The sequence below is a fragment of the Sphingobium sp. SCG-1 genome (assembly GCF_002953135.1).
In the GTDB taxonomy this organism is placed as follows: Bacteria; Pseudomonadota; Alphaproteobacteria; order Sphingomonadales; family Sphingomonadaceae; genus Sphingobium.
On sequence record NZ_CP026372.1, the window covers coordinates 132,020 to 146,358 of the forward strand.

General features: G+C 62.7%; 13 protein-coding genes. 5 read left to right on the plus strand and 8 right to left on the minus strand.

Going from position 1 to position 14,339, the window contains the following annotated elements; translation table 11 throughout:
* Positions 1 to 75: 75 nt before the first annotated feature.
* Positions 76 to 2,676, plus strand: a complete 2,601-nt coding sequence (gene pepN / locus C1T17_RS00550; RefSeq protein ID WP_104951734.1) for an aminopeptidase N — start codon at positions 76 to 78, stop codon at positions 2,674 to 2,676.
* Between the two features lie 37 nt (positions 2,677 to 2,713).
* Here pepN and C1T17_RS00555 read toward each other — a convergent pair whose 3' ends face one another.
* Genes C1T17_RS00555 through C1T17_RS00570 form a run of 4 tightly spaced genes read right to left on the minus strand, consistent with a single transcriptional unit; the run spans position 2,714 to position 6,272 of the window.
* A complete protein-coding gene (locus C1T17_RS00555) occupies positions 2,714 to 3,310 on the minus strand; it encodes an ABC-type transport auxiliary lipoprotein family protein (protein ID WP_104951735.1) in 597 nt (198 codons plus the stop codon).
* A gap of 14 nt (positions 3,311 to 3,324) precedes the next feature.
* The gene (locus C1T17_RS00560) at positions 3,325 to 4,284 is read right to left on the minus strand and encodes an MlaD family protein (RefSeq protein ID WP_104951736.1); all 960 of its coding nucleotides are present in this window, start codon (positions 4,282 to 4,284) and stop codon (positions 3,325 to 3,327) included.
* Positions 4,285 to 4,287: 3 nt separating this feature from the next.
* On the minus strand, positions 4,288 to 5,142 hold the full coding sequence (locus C1T17_RS00565; protein ID WP_411269226.1) for an ABC transporter ATP-binding protein: 855 nt from the start codon (positions 5,140 to 5,142) through the stop codon (positions 4,288 to 4,290).
* A gap of 20 nt (positions 5,143 to 5,162) precedes the next feature.
* Entirely contained in the window at positions 5,163 to 6,272 is a 1,110-nt protein-coding gene (locus C1T17_RS00570) for an MlaE family ABC transporter permease (protein WP_104951738.1), read from the minus strand.
* 168 nt (positions 6,273 to 6,440) lie between these two features.
* On the opposite strand from C1T17_RS00570, the gene C1T17_RS00575 reads away from it, so the two are divergent.
* The 4 genes from C1T17_RS00575 to C1T17_RS00590 all read left to right on the plus strand — a co-directional run bounded on the left by C1T17_RS00575 (position 6,441) and on the right by C1T17_RS00590 (position 10,234).
* Entirely contained in the window at positions 6,441 to 7,088 is a 648-nt protein-coding gene (locus C1T17_RS00575) for an HAD family hydrolase (RefSeq protein WP_104954905.1), read from the plus strand.
* A gap of 50 nt (positions 7,089 to 7,138) precedes the next feature.
* Positions 7,139 to 7,564, plus strand: coding sequence for a MarR family winged helix-turn-helix transcriptional regulator (locus tag C1T17_RS00580; protein WP_145958927.1), 426 nt, complete (start codon positions 7,139 to 7,141; stop codon positions 7,562 to 7,564).
* Positions 7,561 to 8,844, plus strand: coding sequence for an MFS transporter (locus C1T17_RS00585; RefSeq protein ID WP_104951740.1), 1,284 nt, complete (start codon positions 7,561 to 7,563; stop codon positions 8,842 to 8,844). Before C1T17_RS00580 ends, C1T17_RS00585 begins: the two co-directional genes overlap by 4 nt.
* Before the next feature lie 100 nt (positions 8,845 to 8,944).
* Positions 8,945 to 10,234, plus strand: a complete 1,290-nt coding sequence (locus C1T17_RS00590; protein ID WP_104951741.1) for an aminotransferase class V-fold PLP-dependent enzyme — start codon at positions 8,945 to 8,947, stop codon at positions 10,232 to 10,234.
* Here C1T17_RS00590 and C1T17_RS00595 read toward each other — a convergent pair.
* From C1T17_RS00595 to lgt, 4 genes are all read right to left on the minus strand, one after another.
* Positions 10,231 to 11,571, minus strand: coding sequence for a cystathionine gamma-synthase family protein (locus C1T17_RS00595; RefSeq protein ID WP_104954906.1), 1,341 nt, complete (start codon positions 11,569 to 11,571; stop codon positions 10,231 to 10,233). The genes C1T17_RS00590 and C1T17_RS00595 overlap by 4 nt on opposite strands.
* 86 nt (positions 11,572 to 11,657) lie before the next feature.
* Positions 11,658 to 12,416 carry a peptidoglycan editing factor PgeF gene (pgeF, locus tag C1T17_RS00600; protein ID WP_104951742.1) on the minus strand — a complete coding sequence of 253 codons (759 nt, stop codon included), beginning with the start codon at positions 12,414 to 12,416 and terminating at the stop codon, positions 11,658 to 11,660.
* Complete coding sequence (locus C1T17_RS00605) at positions 12,413 to 13,483, minus strand: class I SAM-dependent methyltransferase (protein WP_223262722.1); 1,071 nt, start codon at positions 13,481 to 13,483, stop codon at positions 12,413 to 12,415. Before C1T17_RS00605 ends, pgeF begins: the two co-directional genes overlap by 4 nt.
* Positions 13,473 to 14,339 carry a prolipoprotein diacylglyceryl transferase gene (lgt, locus tag C1T17_RS00610; protein ID WP_104951743.1) on the minus strand — a complete coding sequence of 289 codons (867 nt, stop codon included), beginning with the start codon at positions 14,337 to 14,339 and terminating at the stop codon, positions 13,473 to 13,475. Before lgt ends, C1T17_RS00605 begins: the two co-directional genes overlap by 11 nt.

Consider the following 14,339-nt stretch of genomic DNA (forward strand, 5'->3'; position numbering starts at 1 on the left):
CACATTCCCGCAAAAACATCCATTTATCGCATGCCTATCATTGCCCCCCGGTCCGCCCGCGCATAGGTAAGGCGCATGGCCGACATCCAATCCACCGCCGCCGCTGCCCCCAGCGTCATTCACCGTTCCGATTATCGCCCGCCCGCATGGCTGGTGCCCGATGTCGCGCTCGACTTCCGGCTAGACGCTGCAGCGACCCAGGTACGCGCGAAGCTTTCGGTGGTACGTAATGGCGCACATAGCGATCCGTTGCGGCTGGACGGCGATGGGTTGATGCCGCGCATGATCCGCGTCGATGGCGTGGAACTCACCGCTGACCAATGGTCAATGGAGGCGGGCGCCCTCGTCATCGCACTCCCCGGCGCGGCCCATGAAGTGGAAACGCTGGTCGAACTGTCGCCCACCACCAACACCCAGCTGATGGGGCTTTATGCGTCAGGCGGCTTGCTCTGCACGCAATGCGAGGCGCAGGGCTTCCGCCGGATCACCTTCTTCCCCGACCGCCCCGATGTGCTGTCGCGCTACAGCGTGCGGATGGAGGCAGACAAGGCGCTCTATCCTGTGCTGCTTGCCAATGGCGACCCCGTCGGATCGGGCGATCTGGAAGGGGGCCGTCACTGGGCGCAATGGAACGACCCGTTCTTGAAGCCCTGCTATCTCTTCGCGCTGGTCGCAGCGGACCTTGCCTGCAACGCCGACAGCTTCACCACCATGTCGGGCCGCGAAGTATCGCTCGGCATATGGGTCAGGCAAGCCGATCTGCCCCGCACCACCCACGCGATGAAGGCGTTGAAGGACTCGATGGCCTGGGACGAGCGGGTCTATGGCCGCGAATATGATCTGGCCGTATTCAACATCGTCGCCGTCGCCGATTTCAACTTCGGCGCGATGGAGAACAAAGGCCTCAACATCTTCAATTCGCGCTACATCCTCGCCGATCCCGAGACCGCGACCGACATCGACTTCGATGGCGTGGAAGGCGTGGTGGCGCATGAATATTTTCACAACTGGTCGGGCAACCGCGTCACCTGCCGCGATTGGTTCCAGCTCTCGTTGAAGGAAGGCTTCACTGTCTTCCGCGACCAGACTTTCTCCGCCGACATGGGATCGCCCGCCGTCAAGCGCATCGACGACGTCCGCATCCTGCGCGCTGCGCAGTTTCAGGAAGATTCCGGGCCGCTGGCGCATCCGATCCGCCCCGAATCCTATATGGAAATATCGAACTTCTACACCGCGACCATCTACAACAAGGGCGCGGAGATCATCCGGATGATGCATACGATGCTGGGGCCGGAACGGTTCCGCGCGGGCACCGACCTCTATTTCGACCGGCACGACGGGCAGGCCGCGACTTGCGAGGATTTCGTGAAAGCGATGGAGGACGGCGGTCAGATCGACCTCACACAGTTCCGTCTCTGGTACGAACAGGCGGGCACGCCGCGCGTCCGGGCGCTTCTGTCGCATGACCCGGTCAGCCGCGAGGCCCTGCTGACGCTTTCGCAAACTGTCCCCCCTACGCCCGGTCAGCCGGTCAAGAAACCCATGGCCATGCCGATCCGCGTCGCGCTGTTCGACCGCGCGACGGACGCGCATCATGGCGACGAAACGCTGATGCTGACGCAGGCGGAGCAGACGTTCCGCTTTCCGGGATTTGCGGCACAACCTGTCCTGTCGATCAACCGCGGCTTCTCCGCCCCGGTCGTCATCGAAAGCGACCGCAGCCAGCAGGATCTCGCTTTCCTGTCCGCGCATGATGACGATCCCTTTGCCCGCTACGAAGCGATGCAGCAGTTGATGGTCAATGTGCTGGTCGGCACCGTGGCGGGTCAGGCGATGGACGACGCGCCCGTTATCGCCGCTATCCGCGACACGGTAGCCGACGCCGCACTGGACGACGCCTTCATTGCCGAGGCGATCCGCCTGCCGAGCGAAAGCTACATCGGCGACCAGATGATGATGGTCGATCCCGACGCGATCCATATCGCGCGCGAGCGGTTGCAGACGAAGATCGGCAAGACGCTGGAGACCGTCTGGCGCGATCTCCACGCCCGCACCGAAGCCAATGGCTTTTCGCTATCCTCCGCCGCCAAGGGAGCACGCAAGCTGCGCAACACCGCACTGAACTACCTCACAGCGTCGGGCGCTGTGGATGCGGACGATGTCGCCTTTACGCAATTCGACCGTGCCGACAATATGACCGAGCGGCAGGGTGCGCTGTCGGTCCTCGCCAATGGCACCGGAGATCGCCGCGAAGCTGCGCTGGACATCTTCTACAATCGCTATGCCGACGATCCGCTGGTGCTGGACAAATGGTTCCAGACACAGGCGCTGTCCTTCCACCTCGACACGCTGGCGATCGTCCGGGAACTAGGCCAGCACAAGGATTTCACGCTCGGCAATCCCAACCGGGTGCGTTCGCTTTTCGGTGCGTTCGCGGCGAACCAGTGGGGCTTCCATCAGGGCAATGGCGAAGGCTATCGCATGGTCGCCGACATCATCATCGCGCTGGACCCGCTCAATCCGCAGACCGCCGCGCGACTGGTGCCGCCATTGGGTCGCTGGCGCCGGTTCGGGGCCCAGCGTGGCCAGGCAATGCGCGCCGAACTGGAGCGCATCCTCGCAACGCCGGGCTTGTCCAAGGATGTCATAGAGCAAGTGACCAAAAGTCTGGATTGACGAGCACCAGACTACTGCTTTCGCAGGAGGGCGGAATTTAGCTCGCGCTTACCCACGCCGCCACTTCCGCCGCGACCTTGTTCGCCGCCTGGTTGATCGGCGCGCCGACACTGGCCGCGTCGATGGTCCCCACCGGCACGCTGGCGGAGAAACGCTTGCGCTTCACAGCGGCGCCGCCGCCCGGCGCCAGCGTTGCGTCGTAGGTGACGACCGCCATGTTAGTCTGCGCATCCACACCGAAGTCGATCAGCTCACCGAGCAACCGCCGACCGGGATCGGTGCTATACTGGCCCGGATCGAGCACCAGCGTATTGCCCCCCGCCGCAATCGTCTCGGTCAGCAGGTGCTGAAACATCTGGCGCGGGCTATCGACCCACTGCGCATTCTGCACATAAGCGACCGAAGTCGCGTTCACCTGCACTGGCACGCGCACGGTATCCAGCTTCTTGGGCGTTTCGGGCGCCAGCACGGTGATGCTCGTACCCGCTGCGCTCGTCCTCTCCGTGCCCGCCACGACTCGCGCGTCAGAACTGAGCGAAAGCAATTGCGCGGGCGGCTTGCTCCCGAAGGATACGCAGGCGGAGAGCGACAGCGCCGCCAGCACGGGAAGCAGGATTCTCGTATTACGGATCATCGAATGAACCCTTCTCATTTCTTATAGTCCGGCAGCTTGGGCGATCCGATCAGCGATCCCGCCCCCTGCTGGTCCAGTTTCTCCGAAATCGCGCGGAACGAGCGCGTCATTTCACGCAGGTCGCGTACCAGCAGGCCCACTTCCGGCATCGTCTGTTGCGAGAAAGCACGCACGCCCGGCTGTGCCTCGGCCACCGTCTTGTCTAACGTTTCGATGCTGTGGCTGGCCGACTGGATCGTCTTGCGCAAGTCGCCGATCAACGGCCGGCCTTCCTCGTTCAGCAACGAGTTCGTCGTCGCCGTCAACTTCGCGATCTCGTCTGCCGCAAGGCCCGCCTTCTGCACCATCACTCGCGTTTCCGCCAAAGTCGCAGCGATCTCCGGCCCACGATCGGCCAGATTGCCGGACAGGCGATCGACATTGGCCAAAATGCCTGAAATGCTCTGCTGGTTCTTATCGCTCAGCATTTCCGTGAGGCGCTCGGTCAGGGTCGAAAGGCGCTGGAGCAATTGCGGCGCGCTGTTCAACAATTCACCGAATGCCCCCGGTTTGGTCGGGATCACCGGCACGCCATCAGGGCAAGCCGCGGCGGCATTAATTTCCGGGCACACGATCGGCGGCGCACCCTTGACCGCACCGTCCAGCACGATCTCCGAGAGGCCCGTAAAACTGCCCTGAATGGTCGCGGTCGTGCCCTGAAGAATGGGCGTGCCTTCCTTCACCGTGATCCGCACCTTCACGAAGCCCGGATCGCGCTTCCACAGCTCGATGTCCTTGATCTGCCCCGACGGCACGCCCGCAAACGTGACCGCCGACCCCTTGGCCAAGCCGTTCACCGACTGCTTGAAGTAGATGTCATATTCAACGTCGTCACCACCCGCCACGCGGGAGAACCAGAAGGCCGCTATCATGATCGCGGCGAGCAACAGCAGCACCACCGATCCCACGAGCACATTGTTCGAACGTGTTTCCATAGCCTATTGCCCTTCCGCCTGCGCGCCGCTGGCAAATTCCCGCTTGGGTTTCTGCTGCGCGGAGACCGCGGCGCGCCCGCGCGGTCCATTGAAATATTCCTGTATCCACGGATGATCCATGGCCAGCAGTTCCTCGATCGTCCCGACCGCGATCACGCGTTTGTCGGCCAGCACCGCCACTCGGTCACAGATCGAGAACAGCGTATCGAGGTCATGGGTGATGAGAAACACCGTCAGGCCCAGCGTCTGCTGCAACTGCCGCGTCTGTTCGTCGAACGCGGCCGCGCCGATAGGGTCCAGTCCCGCCGTCGGCTCGTCAAGGAACAAGAGGTCCGGATCGAGCGCCAGCGCGCGGGCCAACCCGGCCCGCTTGCGCATACCGCCCGACAGCTCGGACGGATATTTGGGCCCGGCTTCGGGCGGCAGACCCGTCATGCGAATCTTGAAAGCGGCAATCTCATCGCGGAGCCGCGCGCCGATGTTGGGGTAATATTCACGTAGCGGCACTTCCACATTCTCGGCGACCGTCAGCGTCGAGAATAGCGCCCCACCTTGGAACAGCACGCCCCAGCGCTTGCGGATCGCAAGGGCTGCCTCATCGTCCAGCCGCCCTACCATCGACTCGCCGAAAACGTTGACTTCGCCGGCATCGGGCGTCTGCAAACCAATGATAGAGCGCATCAGTACCGATTTGCCCGTGCCCGACCCGCCGACCACGCCCAATATCTCGCCCTTGCGCACGTCAAGGTCGAGATTCTCGTGCACCGTCTGGTCGCCGAAGCTGTTGCGGAGGCCACGCACCGAAATGGCGACGTCGGACGCCTGCACCGCCTCCTCCAGCCGCCGCTCCGCCTCCATAGCTGTCTCTTCCTCGGCCGTCATATCCAGCCTACCCAAGTGAAGAATACGGCAAAGAACGAATCCAACACGATGACGAGGAAGATCGCCTGCACAACGGCTGCGGTCGTGCGGTTGCCGACTTCCTCCGCATTGGCCTTGACCTGCATCCCCTGAAAGCAACCGCACATGGCGATGATCAGGCCAAAGACCGGGGCCTTTATCATGCCGACATAGATGTCCGTGATCGGCACCACTTCACGCAGTCGCTGGACGAAGGTGACCGGAGGGATATCCAGCGCCACGGCGCACAGGAACCCGCCCCCGATGATCGCAGCGATCGAGGCATAGAAACCCAGCAGCGGCATCATCACAACCGCCGCGATGACGCGCGGCATCACCAGCGCCTCCATCGGCGACACGCCGATCGTCCGCATCGCGTCTATCTCTTCGGTCAGTTTCATCGTGCCGATCTGCGCCGCAAAGGCGGAACCGGAACGCCCGGCAACCATGATAGCAGTCATCAGCACGCCAAGTTCGCGAAACGTCAGCCGTCCGACCAGGTTGATCGTCATCACTTCCAGACCGAACTGGCGCAACTGCACCGATCCCTGCTGCGCAATGACGATTCCGATCAGGAAGCTCATCAGGCCGATGATCGCCAGCGCGGACACGCCGACGACTTCAAGCCGCTGGACGATAGCGTTCCAGCGCAACCGCCGCGGGTGCCGGATCAGCATCCACGACGTAATTAAAGTGGCGCCGAAAAAGCCAAGGAGTCCTAGCAGCGTGCTGCCTGCCGTGCGCGTTGCCGCCCCGATCTCGCCCAGCACGCGCAGCAACGGCGGTGTAGCATCAGGACGGATCGAAATCTGCTGCTCGTCGCGCCCCACTTCGGCGATCAGACGCGTCGCATCTTCGCTTGCACCGGAAATTTCCGCATTATGACGGCTCGCGAACCGATGAACCGTCCAGGCCCCGATCGTGTCGAGATGCTCGACATTGCCCAGATCGACCTGGCTCACGGGTCCGCCGATCGCATCCAGCCGGTCGGGCAGAGTGCCCAGATGCGCAACCGCCAGATTGCCTGATAGACGGACGACAGCGCCGCCGTCGCGCATATCCTCCTGAAGGTCTGCTGGTTGCATCATCTGGCTGGAGTATCTGGTCCATTATCGGTTGCACGGCAAGCCGAAACGGCCCATCTCAACGACAGAACGTGGGGCAGGCAGGAAAGTTTCGGAAGCGGCATGGAAACCAGCGCCTCATGCGACAATCCGGTCGCTGTCGGTCCCGTTCACAAAATTGCCTTGTATGACATGGACCGCACCGTCACCGTGACGGGCACATATAGCGGCTTCCTGATGCACATCGCTCTGGCGCTCTCCCCCTGGCGGCTCATCTTTCTGCCGCTGGTGCCGCTGGTGATGCTCGCTTACATCCTGCGGCTCATACCGCGATCGCGCGTCAAGGAATGGAACCAGACGCTTATGATCGGGCACAAGGTCCGGCGGGAGCGTCTGACATCCCATCTGGAAAGCTATGCGGATAAGGTGATGGCGGGTAACATCCGCAAGGGCGCGCTGACTCAGATCGCGCAGGATCGCGCGGATGGCTATCATCTCGTTCTCGCGACCGCCTCCTATCGCCTCTATGTCGAAGCCATCGCAAGACGCCTCGGCTTCGACACCGTAATCGCCACCGATCATCTGAGCCAGGATCTGACTTACCTCCGCGCCCGGATCGCCGGGGAGAATTGCTATGATGAAGGCAAGCTGCGGATGATCGAGGCATGGATGGCGCGCCATGGCATCGCTCGTGCCACCACGCACATCCGCGCCTATTCCGATCATGTGTCGGATGCGCCGATGCTCGACTTCGCTGATGAACCCCATGCCGCCAATCCGCATAAGGCTCTGGCGCGGCTGGCAGTGGAGAAGGGGTGGCCGCGCATCGATTGGGTCTGAAGTCATAACCGGACATTGACAGTCCCGCGCACCCCAATTAATCGATGCATATGCATCAATCTTCTGTCTGCGCCTGCACCGCCCTCCGCAAAGCATCCCGCGCCATCACGCGCGTCTATGACGATGCGCTGTCGGAGCAGGGCATGACGACCACCCAATTCGCGATCCTGCGTAATCTTGCCCGAGGCGAAATCGTGCTCAGCCGTCTGGCGGAGCGACTGGTGATGGACCGCACCTCGCTCTACCGGACGATCACGCCCGTTATCCGGGAAGGATGGGCTGAGATCATCCCGGATGGCAAACGCTCGAAGATAGCACACCTGACCGACGCCGGTCGCGCTGCGCTGGAGCGAGCGACACCGGCATGGGAAGCCACTCAGTCGCGGTTCGTCGATGAGCTTGGCGTCGCCGAGTGGCAAAGCCTGCAAGCGACACTGAACACGCTGGTTCAATTGTCGGTAAAGGCGGAATCATGACTCAATTTCGCCGTCCACTTCTTCGCTGGCATCCGGCCGGGTTCGTCCTCGCCATTACCTTCGTGTCGCTGCTCGTCGCGGCAGGACTGCGCTCGGCCCCCAGCGTCATGATGGTGCCGCTGGAGCTGCACTTCGGCTGGAGCCGCGCCACGACATCGCTGACTGCCGCCACCGGCATCTTCCTCTACGGCTTGGCCGGACCGTTTGCCGCCGCGCTAATGATGTCGCTCGGGATCAGGCGGACGATGCTGGCGGGCATCGGATTGATGGCGGCGGCGACATTCGCAAGCCAGTGGATGAGCCTTCCCTGGCATTATGTCGCCACATGGGGCGTGCTGTCGGGGATCGGCAGCGGCGCTATCGCCACGGTCCTCGGCGCTGCGGTGGTCAATCGCTGGTTTGCCAAGCATCAGGGGCTCGCAATGGGCCTGCTCAGCGCCAGCGCGGCGACCGGCGCGCTTGTGTTCCTGCCGGCGCTGGCTTGGCTCACTCGCGAAGGCGCGTGGAAGCCCGTGGTGCTGACCGTCAGTCTGGCATGCCTGCTCCTTATCCCGATTGTCGCCTTCTTCATGCCGGAGCGTCCCTCCGATGTCGGTGCCACGCGCATCGGCGAGACTCCAGAGAGCATCCCGCCTTCGCCGATCAAACAGGCGCGCACCGCAGGAGGCGCTGTCTCCGCGCTCACCGCTGCCGCCCGCGTACCGATGTTCTGGCTGCTGTTCGGCACCTTCTTCGTCTGCGGTCTGACGACCAATGGCCTGATCGGCGTCCACATGATCGCGTTCTGCGGCGACCATGGCATCGCGCCCGTGGCGGCGGCGGGGTTGCTCTCGATGATGGGTTTCTTCGACCTGATCGGCACCACCGCCTCGGGTTGGCTCACCGACCGCTATGATCCGCGCCGCTTGCTGTTCGTCTATTACGGGCTGCGAGGCTTGTCGCTGATCGCCCTTCCGTTTCTCGACTTTGGCCCGATCAGCCTCGCGGCGTTCGCGATCTTCTACGGCCTCGACTGGATTGCGACGGTTCCCCCAACGATGAAGCTCACCAATCAAGCCTTCGGCGAAGCGCAGGCGCCTATTGTCTTCGGCTGGATCATGGTCGGCCACCAACTTGGCGCCGCCACCGCAGCATTCGGCGCAGGCCTCATTCGGGAGCAGGCTGGCAGTTATCTGCCAGCCTTCATCTCGGCCGGAGTGTTCGCGATCCTCGCCGCCATCGCAGTTCTTGCTCGACAATTCTCCAAGGGCTCGGGCCAAATACCGGCGTTCGGCCGCTAACGAGACTTCAATTTCGGCTGTTCCAGCCTGTGGTTTTCCCCACTCTCCTCGTTTTACGTGGTCGGGGGCATCTTCGCCTCTGATCTCCGGAGAGGCGAGGATGCTGGACCGCCGTTCTTTCATGGCTACTGCCGCGACCGCGGGCGTACTTTTGCCGACCGGCAGCGCAGCCTTCGCCGCCGCCATGCAACCGATCTCCATGCCCGCCGCTGGCCTCTACGACAGCAATGAGGATGCCTATTGGGCCGCCCTCCGCAAGCAGTTCCTGATCCCCAAGAATGTCGTGAACCTCAACAACGGCACCGTTGGCTCCTCCCCGCGTCCCGTGCTGAAGGCCGTGTTCGACAGCTATGAACTGACGGAGCAGATGACGCAGGCGGGATCGGAAGATTATCCGATCTGGGGCTATGGTCCCTGGGTCGAGTTTCGCAAGCCCTTCGCCGACTTCATGGGCGCGCATGTCGATCAGATGGCGATCCTGCGCAACTGTACCGAAGCCAACAGCTACATCGCTAATGGCTTCGACATGAAGGCGGGCGACGAGGTACTGATAAGTGACGAGGAGCATGGCAGCGGAGAGCAGCCCTGGGTTCTGCGCGCCAAGCGCTATGGTATCGTCGTCAGGAAATTCGCGATGCCCAAAGCGCCAAAGAATCCCGATGAGATCCTCAACCGCATCAACGACGCGATCACGCCGCGCACCCGGATCATCTTCGTCAGCCATATCAGCACGGCGACGGGCGTCATCCTGCCCGCCAAGCAGATCGCCGCGCTGGCCCGGTCAAAAGGCATCATCTCCGCCTTCGACGGCGCGCATGTTCCCGGCATGATAGCCATCGACCTCAACGATATCGGTTGCGACCTCTATACCGGGTCGATGCATAAATGGCTTTTCGCACCGAAGGGTACTGGATTCCTCTACCTGCGCGACGAGGCAGTGATGAATCGCGTGTGGAATACGGTGGCGACCGGCGGCTGGGACGATCCGACCCGCATGGCGGACCGCTACATGCAGATAGGCTCGGCCAACATCCCGACGATGATGGGTCTCAACGCCGCCATCGCGCTGGCCCAATCCATCGGTATCGAGCGGATAGAACGGCGCCACCGCTATCTTGCCGACTATCTCCATGCCGCGATGATGGAGCGCGGCGCGCAATCCTGGACCTCGCCCGATCCCGCCATGCGCTGCGCCATTGCAACCGTGAACGTTCCCCCGGTTTCGCGCATGGAATTACAGGAATGGCTCTGGAAGAACCACCAGATCCGCGTCCGCGGCGGCGAACCGAGTAAGCTGCGGCTCTGCACGCCTTATTACCTGTCAAAGGCGGACATCGACCGCTTTCTTGAACAGTTCGACGCCTTCCGAAAGATGAAGGGGATCGCCTAACCCATTGCCTTCAATGCTTGCGCGAAGTCCGCGATCAGATCATCCGCATCTTCGCAGCCGATCGAGATCCGCACCATATTGTCACCGATGTCCAGCGCCTTCTTGCGCTCCGCCGGAACCGACAAGTGCGTCATTGCGGCGGGATGGCTGGCGAGGGTCTCGGTCCCGCCCAGGCTGACCGCGAGTTTCGCAATCTTCAGCGCGTCGAGGAACGCAAAGCTCTCCGCCTCACCGCCTTTGAGATACAGCGAGAAGGTCGATCCCGCGCCGGTGCAGTGGCGGTCGTAGATGTCCTGCTGCCGCGCGTCGGATGGGAAACCCAGATAGACGATCTTCTCCACTTGCGGTTGATCGCGCAGCCATGCGCACACCTTGGCCGCATTCTCGCCCGCCCGGCTCATCCGCAATTCCAGCGTTTCGAGGCTCCGCAGCAGCATCCACGCGCTGTGCGGATCGAGGATGGTGCCGATGGTGTTGCGCATCATCCGGATCGCATCGATCAGCTTCTGATTGCCCAGCGCGCCGCCGGCGACCAGATCGCTATGCCCGCCGGCATATTTGGTGAGGCTGTAGACGACCAGATCCGCGCCATGCGCCAGTGGCTTGTGCCACAGCGGCCCGAGGAACGTGTTGTCGATCACGATCGGCGGCTGATGCCCCTCGCCCGAGAATAGGAAGTTGCGCCGCGCAACTACCGATTCTACATCGACAAGCACGTTGGTCGGATTAGCGGGGCTTTCCAGATAGATCATCGCGACGCGGCCCTTGGCCTTCGCCGCTTCAACGACTGCGCCAATTTCCCCTTCAGTCGCACCCGCAGGAAAGTCCATCCACTGCACCCCGAATTTGCCGAGGATGCGCCCGATCAATCCCTCCGTCGCGGCATAAAGCGGCGCGCTATGGACGATCACGTCGCCGGGCTGCACAAGCGCCAGCAGCGTGGTCGCGATGGCCGACATACCGCTGGAGAACAGCAGGGCGTCGTCAGCATCCTCCCACACGGCAAGACGATCTTCGGCGATTTCCTGATTGGGACCGTTGAAGCGCGAATAGACGAGGCCTTCGGAACCGCCCGGACGGATACCAGTCACGCCCTCGAAATGCCGCTTGCCTGCCGCGGCACTTTCGAAGGCAAAGGTGGAGGTGAGGAAGATCGGCGGCTTCAGCGAACCTTCCGACAATGCCGGGTCATAGCCATGCCCCATCATCAGCGTGGCAGGCTTCAGTTTGCGTCCGCCGATTTCCATGATGTCGGGCTTGGGGCGGCGGCGGGGCGTGGTGCCGGTCAGCTCCGCCTCAGTTGTCGCGGACGTATTCTCAGGTGTTTCGTTGGCCATGGTCATCCTCTCGGCGCAATAAGCGCTGTAATTTAATAACCCTGATTTGAAACCTTATGTCCTTGATCGTCAATCCCTGCGGTATGTCACTCCAGCCCAATCAACGATATCTGCCGCCCATATCCCGCCTCCCCATTCAGGCAGGAGCGCCGGTAGCTGAAGAAACGCTCCGGCTGGCCGCAAGTATCCTCGCTCATCGCCTCGACTCTCCCCACGCCTGCCTTGGCCAGCCGTGCCGCCACATAGGCTTCGATGTCGAACATCCGGTGGCCCGGCTTGCCCATACCGAAAAAGCGCTCATTTTCCGGGTCGGCGTCCTCGAACCGCTGCGCGAAATCGTCGCCAACTTCGTAGGAACGACGGCCGATACAAGGCCCGATTGCGCAGGCAATCCGCCCGCGATCCGCACCGAGCGCCTCCATCGCCGCAATCGTCCGATCCGTCACGCCATGCAGCGCGCCCTTCCATCCTGCGTGGGCGGCACCGACGACGCCCGCCTGCACATCGGCGAACAGCACCGGTACGCAATCGGCGGTCAATATGCCCAGCAGCAGTCCCGGCCGATCCGTCACCAGCGCATCGGCGGCTGGGCGCGCATCTTCCGCAATAGCCTCCGCCACCGTCACGACATCGGGCGAATGCACTTGCCGCACCGTCACCAGTGAGGAGCCCGGCAGCACGGCGTCGCGCGCCAGTTCCCGATTGCGCATTATTGCCGCCCGGTCGTCATCCGATCCCAAGCCAACGTTCAGCCCCGCATAAAGGCCCGTCGATACCCCGCCGCGCCGCCCGAGAAAGCCATGCGGCACGCCAATCGCAGCGGCTGTGATCCGTTCGATGCTCATGCAAATCCTTCCGGCAGCGCCCATTCAGGATGGACGAACGCCATCACCTTGAACAACGTCCCCATCTCTTCGGGCATGACCAGCCGCATCCGGGCCGCAGTGATCTCCTCCGCCCGGTCCGGCGATTGCCGCGCAAGCTGCGCCGCGCGCGCATCGATCCCAAGCGCTTTGAGGAAATCGCCTTGCCCGATCGGTCCCAGCACCTGCAACCCCGCCTGCCGCGCCATATGGCCGACAAGGGTAAAATCGACATGCGCGGTCAAGTCGCTCTCACCCACATCCGCGAAGGGATCGGCGTGTGCATGGCCACGCACCGCCTGAAGCGTGTCACCCGCCGCCGGACCTTCATAGCCATAGTCGATGATGAGCGCCGCGCCGCCCTGCTTCGCGATCCGGTTGGCAAGGGCGAGCGCCATGGTCGCGGCCGCCGGGGACACCTCGACGATCGTCCCGACTGCTGAATCGGCCAGTGCCGACGGAACAGCCGCATCCGTCGCCCGATACCCGGCCATGGGCACGAACTGCACTTCGTCACCAGCGATCACCACACGCTCCCGCCAGCCCGCCTCCGTCCGCACCATCTGCCGCACGGGCAGCGCGTCGAAGAATTCGTTGGCCACCACCAGCAGCGGTCCCTGATCGGGCAACGTATCAAGGTCATCATGAAAAGTCGCGGTCGGAACGACGGCCTGCTGCCGGTCGCGCAACACCGGACTTGTCTCGACGAAATGCGGCCTGGGCGTCAGCGCCGCCGCCTTCATCGCGCGCAAAGCATCGACGGCCAGCGTGCCGCGCCCCGGCCCCAACTCGACATAAAGCGCCCCCTCGCGGCGCCCGGACTGCTGCCACACATCGGCGAGGCACAGCCCCACAAATTCGCCGAACATTTGGCTGATCTCCGGCGCGGTGATGAAATCGCCCCCCGCGCCCAGCGGATCGCGCGTTCCGTAATACTGCGCGTTCGCCTCGGCCATGTAATGCGCGACGGAAATGGGACCGCCCGCCTCGATCTGCCGCCGCAGCCTTTCCCCCAAGTTTAGCTGAGGGAACAGCCTATCATCCGACACTGGCGCTTCCGGCAGTGGATTCGATCCGCACGCGACGCCCCTTGGCCGTAGCGATCAGGTAGAGGCCGCCGACGATCATCGGCAGCGTCAGCCACTGCCCCATGTGCAGCCCGCTTTCCTGCGCGAATTCCATGAGTTGCGCGTCGGCCTCGCGGAAATATTCGACGAAGAAGCGCGACAGGCCATAGCCTAGCAGGAATATGCCGACGAGCTTGCCCGGCTGATAGCGCGCCTGCGTCCGCCAGAAAGCGAACCAGAGGATTGCAAACAGCAGCAGGCCTTCCAGCCCCGCCTCATAGAGTTGGCTTGGATGGCGCGGGTCGGGTCCGCCGGTCGGGAACACGATGGCCCAGGGCACATCGGTCGCCTTCCCCCACAGTTCCCCGTTCACGAAATTCGCCAGACGCCCGAAAAACAGCCCGAACGGCACGCAGCACGCGACATAGTCATGCACACGCAGCCAGTTCAGCCCTTCTTTGCGCGACAACCACAATATGCCGCAGGTGACGCCGATCACCCCGCCATGGAAGGACATGCCGCCGTTCCACAGCTTGAAGATGTCGATTGGATTCTGGAGGATTGCGGGCTGATAAAACAGCACATAGGCCAATCGCCCGCCGATGATGATGCCGAGCGTCGCGTAGAAGATCATGTCGTCGGCATGGCGTCGAGCCATCGGCGCGCCGGGCTGCGCGATCAGCTTCAGCAAATACCAGTAGCCGATCAGAATGCCCGCAAGATAGGCGAGGCTGTACCATTTTAACGTGAAGAAGCCGAGATCAAGCGCAACCGGGTTCAACCCCAGACTCGTGAAATCGAGATGCCCCGTGGCAGTGGCGGCAAACAGTTCAATCAA

Bases quoted from the DNA above. Each gene is read 5' to 3' on its own strand.
- pepN (WP_104951734.1), top strand. From the start codon at position 76: ATGGCCGACATCCAATCCACCGCCGCCGCTGCCCCCAGCGTCATTCAC.
- C1T17_RS00555 (WP_104951735.1), bottom strand. From the start codon at position 3,310: ATGATCCGTAATACGAGAATCCTGCTTCCCGTGCTGGCGGCGCTGTCG.
- C1T17_RS00560 (WP_104951736.1), bottom strand. From the start codon at position 4,284: ATGGAAACACGTTCGAACAATGTGCTCGTGGGATCGGTGGTGCTGCTG.
- C1T17_RS00565 (WP_411269226.1), bottom strand. From the start codon at position 5,142: ATGGAGGCGGAGCGGCGGCTGGAGGAGGCGGTGCAGGCGTCCGACGTC.
- C1T17_RS00570 (WP_104951738.1), bottom strand. From the start codon at position 6,272: ATGATGCAACCAGCAGACCTTCAGGAGGATATGCGCGACGGCGGCGCT.
- C1T17_RS00575 (WP_104954905.1), top strand. From the start codon at position 6,441: ATGGACCGCACCGTCACCGTGACGGGCACATATAGCGGCTTCCTGATG.
- C1T17_RS00580 (WP_145958927.1), top strand. From the start codon at position 7,139: ATGCATCAATCTTCTGTCTGCGCCTGCACCGCCCTCCGCAAAGCATCC.
- C1T17_RS00585 (WP_104951740.1), top strand. From the start codon at position 7,561: ATGACTCAATTTCGCCGTCCACTTCTTCGCTGGCATCCGGCCGGGTTC.
- C1T17_RS00590 (WP_104951741.1), top strand. From the start codon at position 8,945: ATGCTGGACCGCCGTTCTTTCATGGCTACTGCCGCGACCGCGGGCGTA.
- C1T17_RS00595 (WP_104954906.1), bottom strand. From the start codon at position 11,571: ATGGCCAACGAAACACCTGAGAATACGTCCGCGACAACTGAGGCGGAG.
- pgeF (WP_104951742.1), bottom strand. From the start codon at position 12,416: ATGAGCATCGAACGGATCACAGCCGCTGCGATTGGCGTGCCGCATGGC.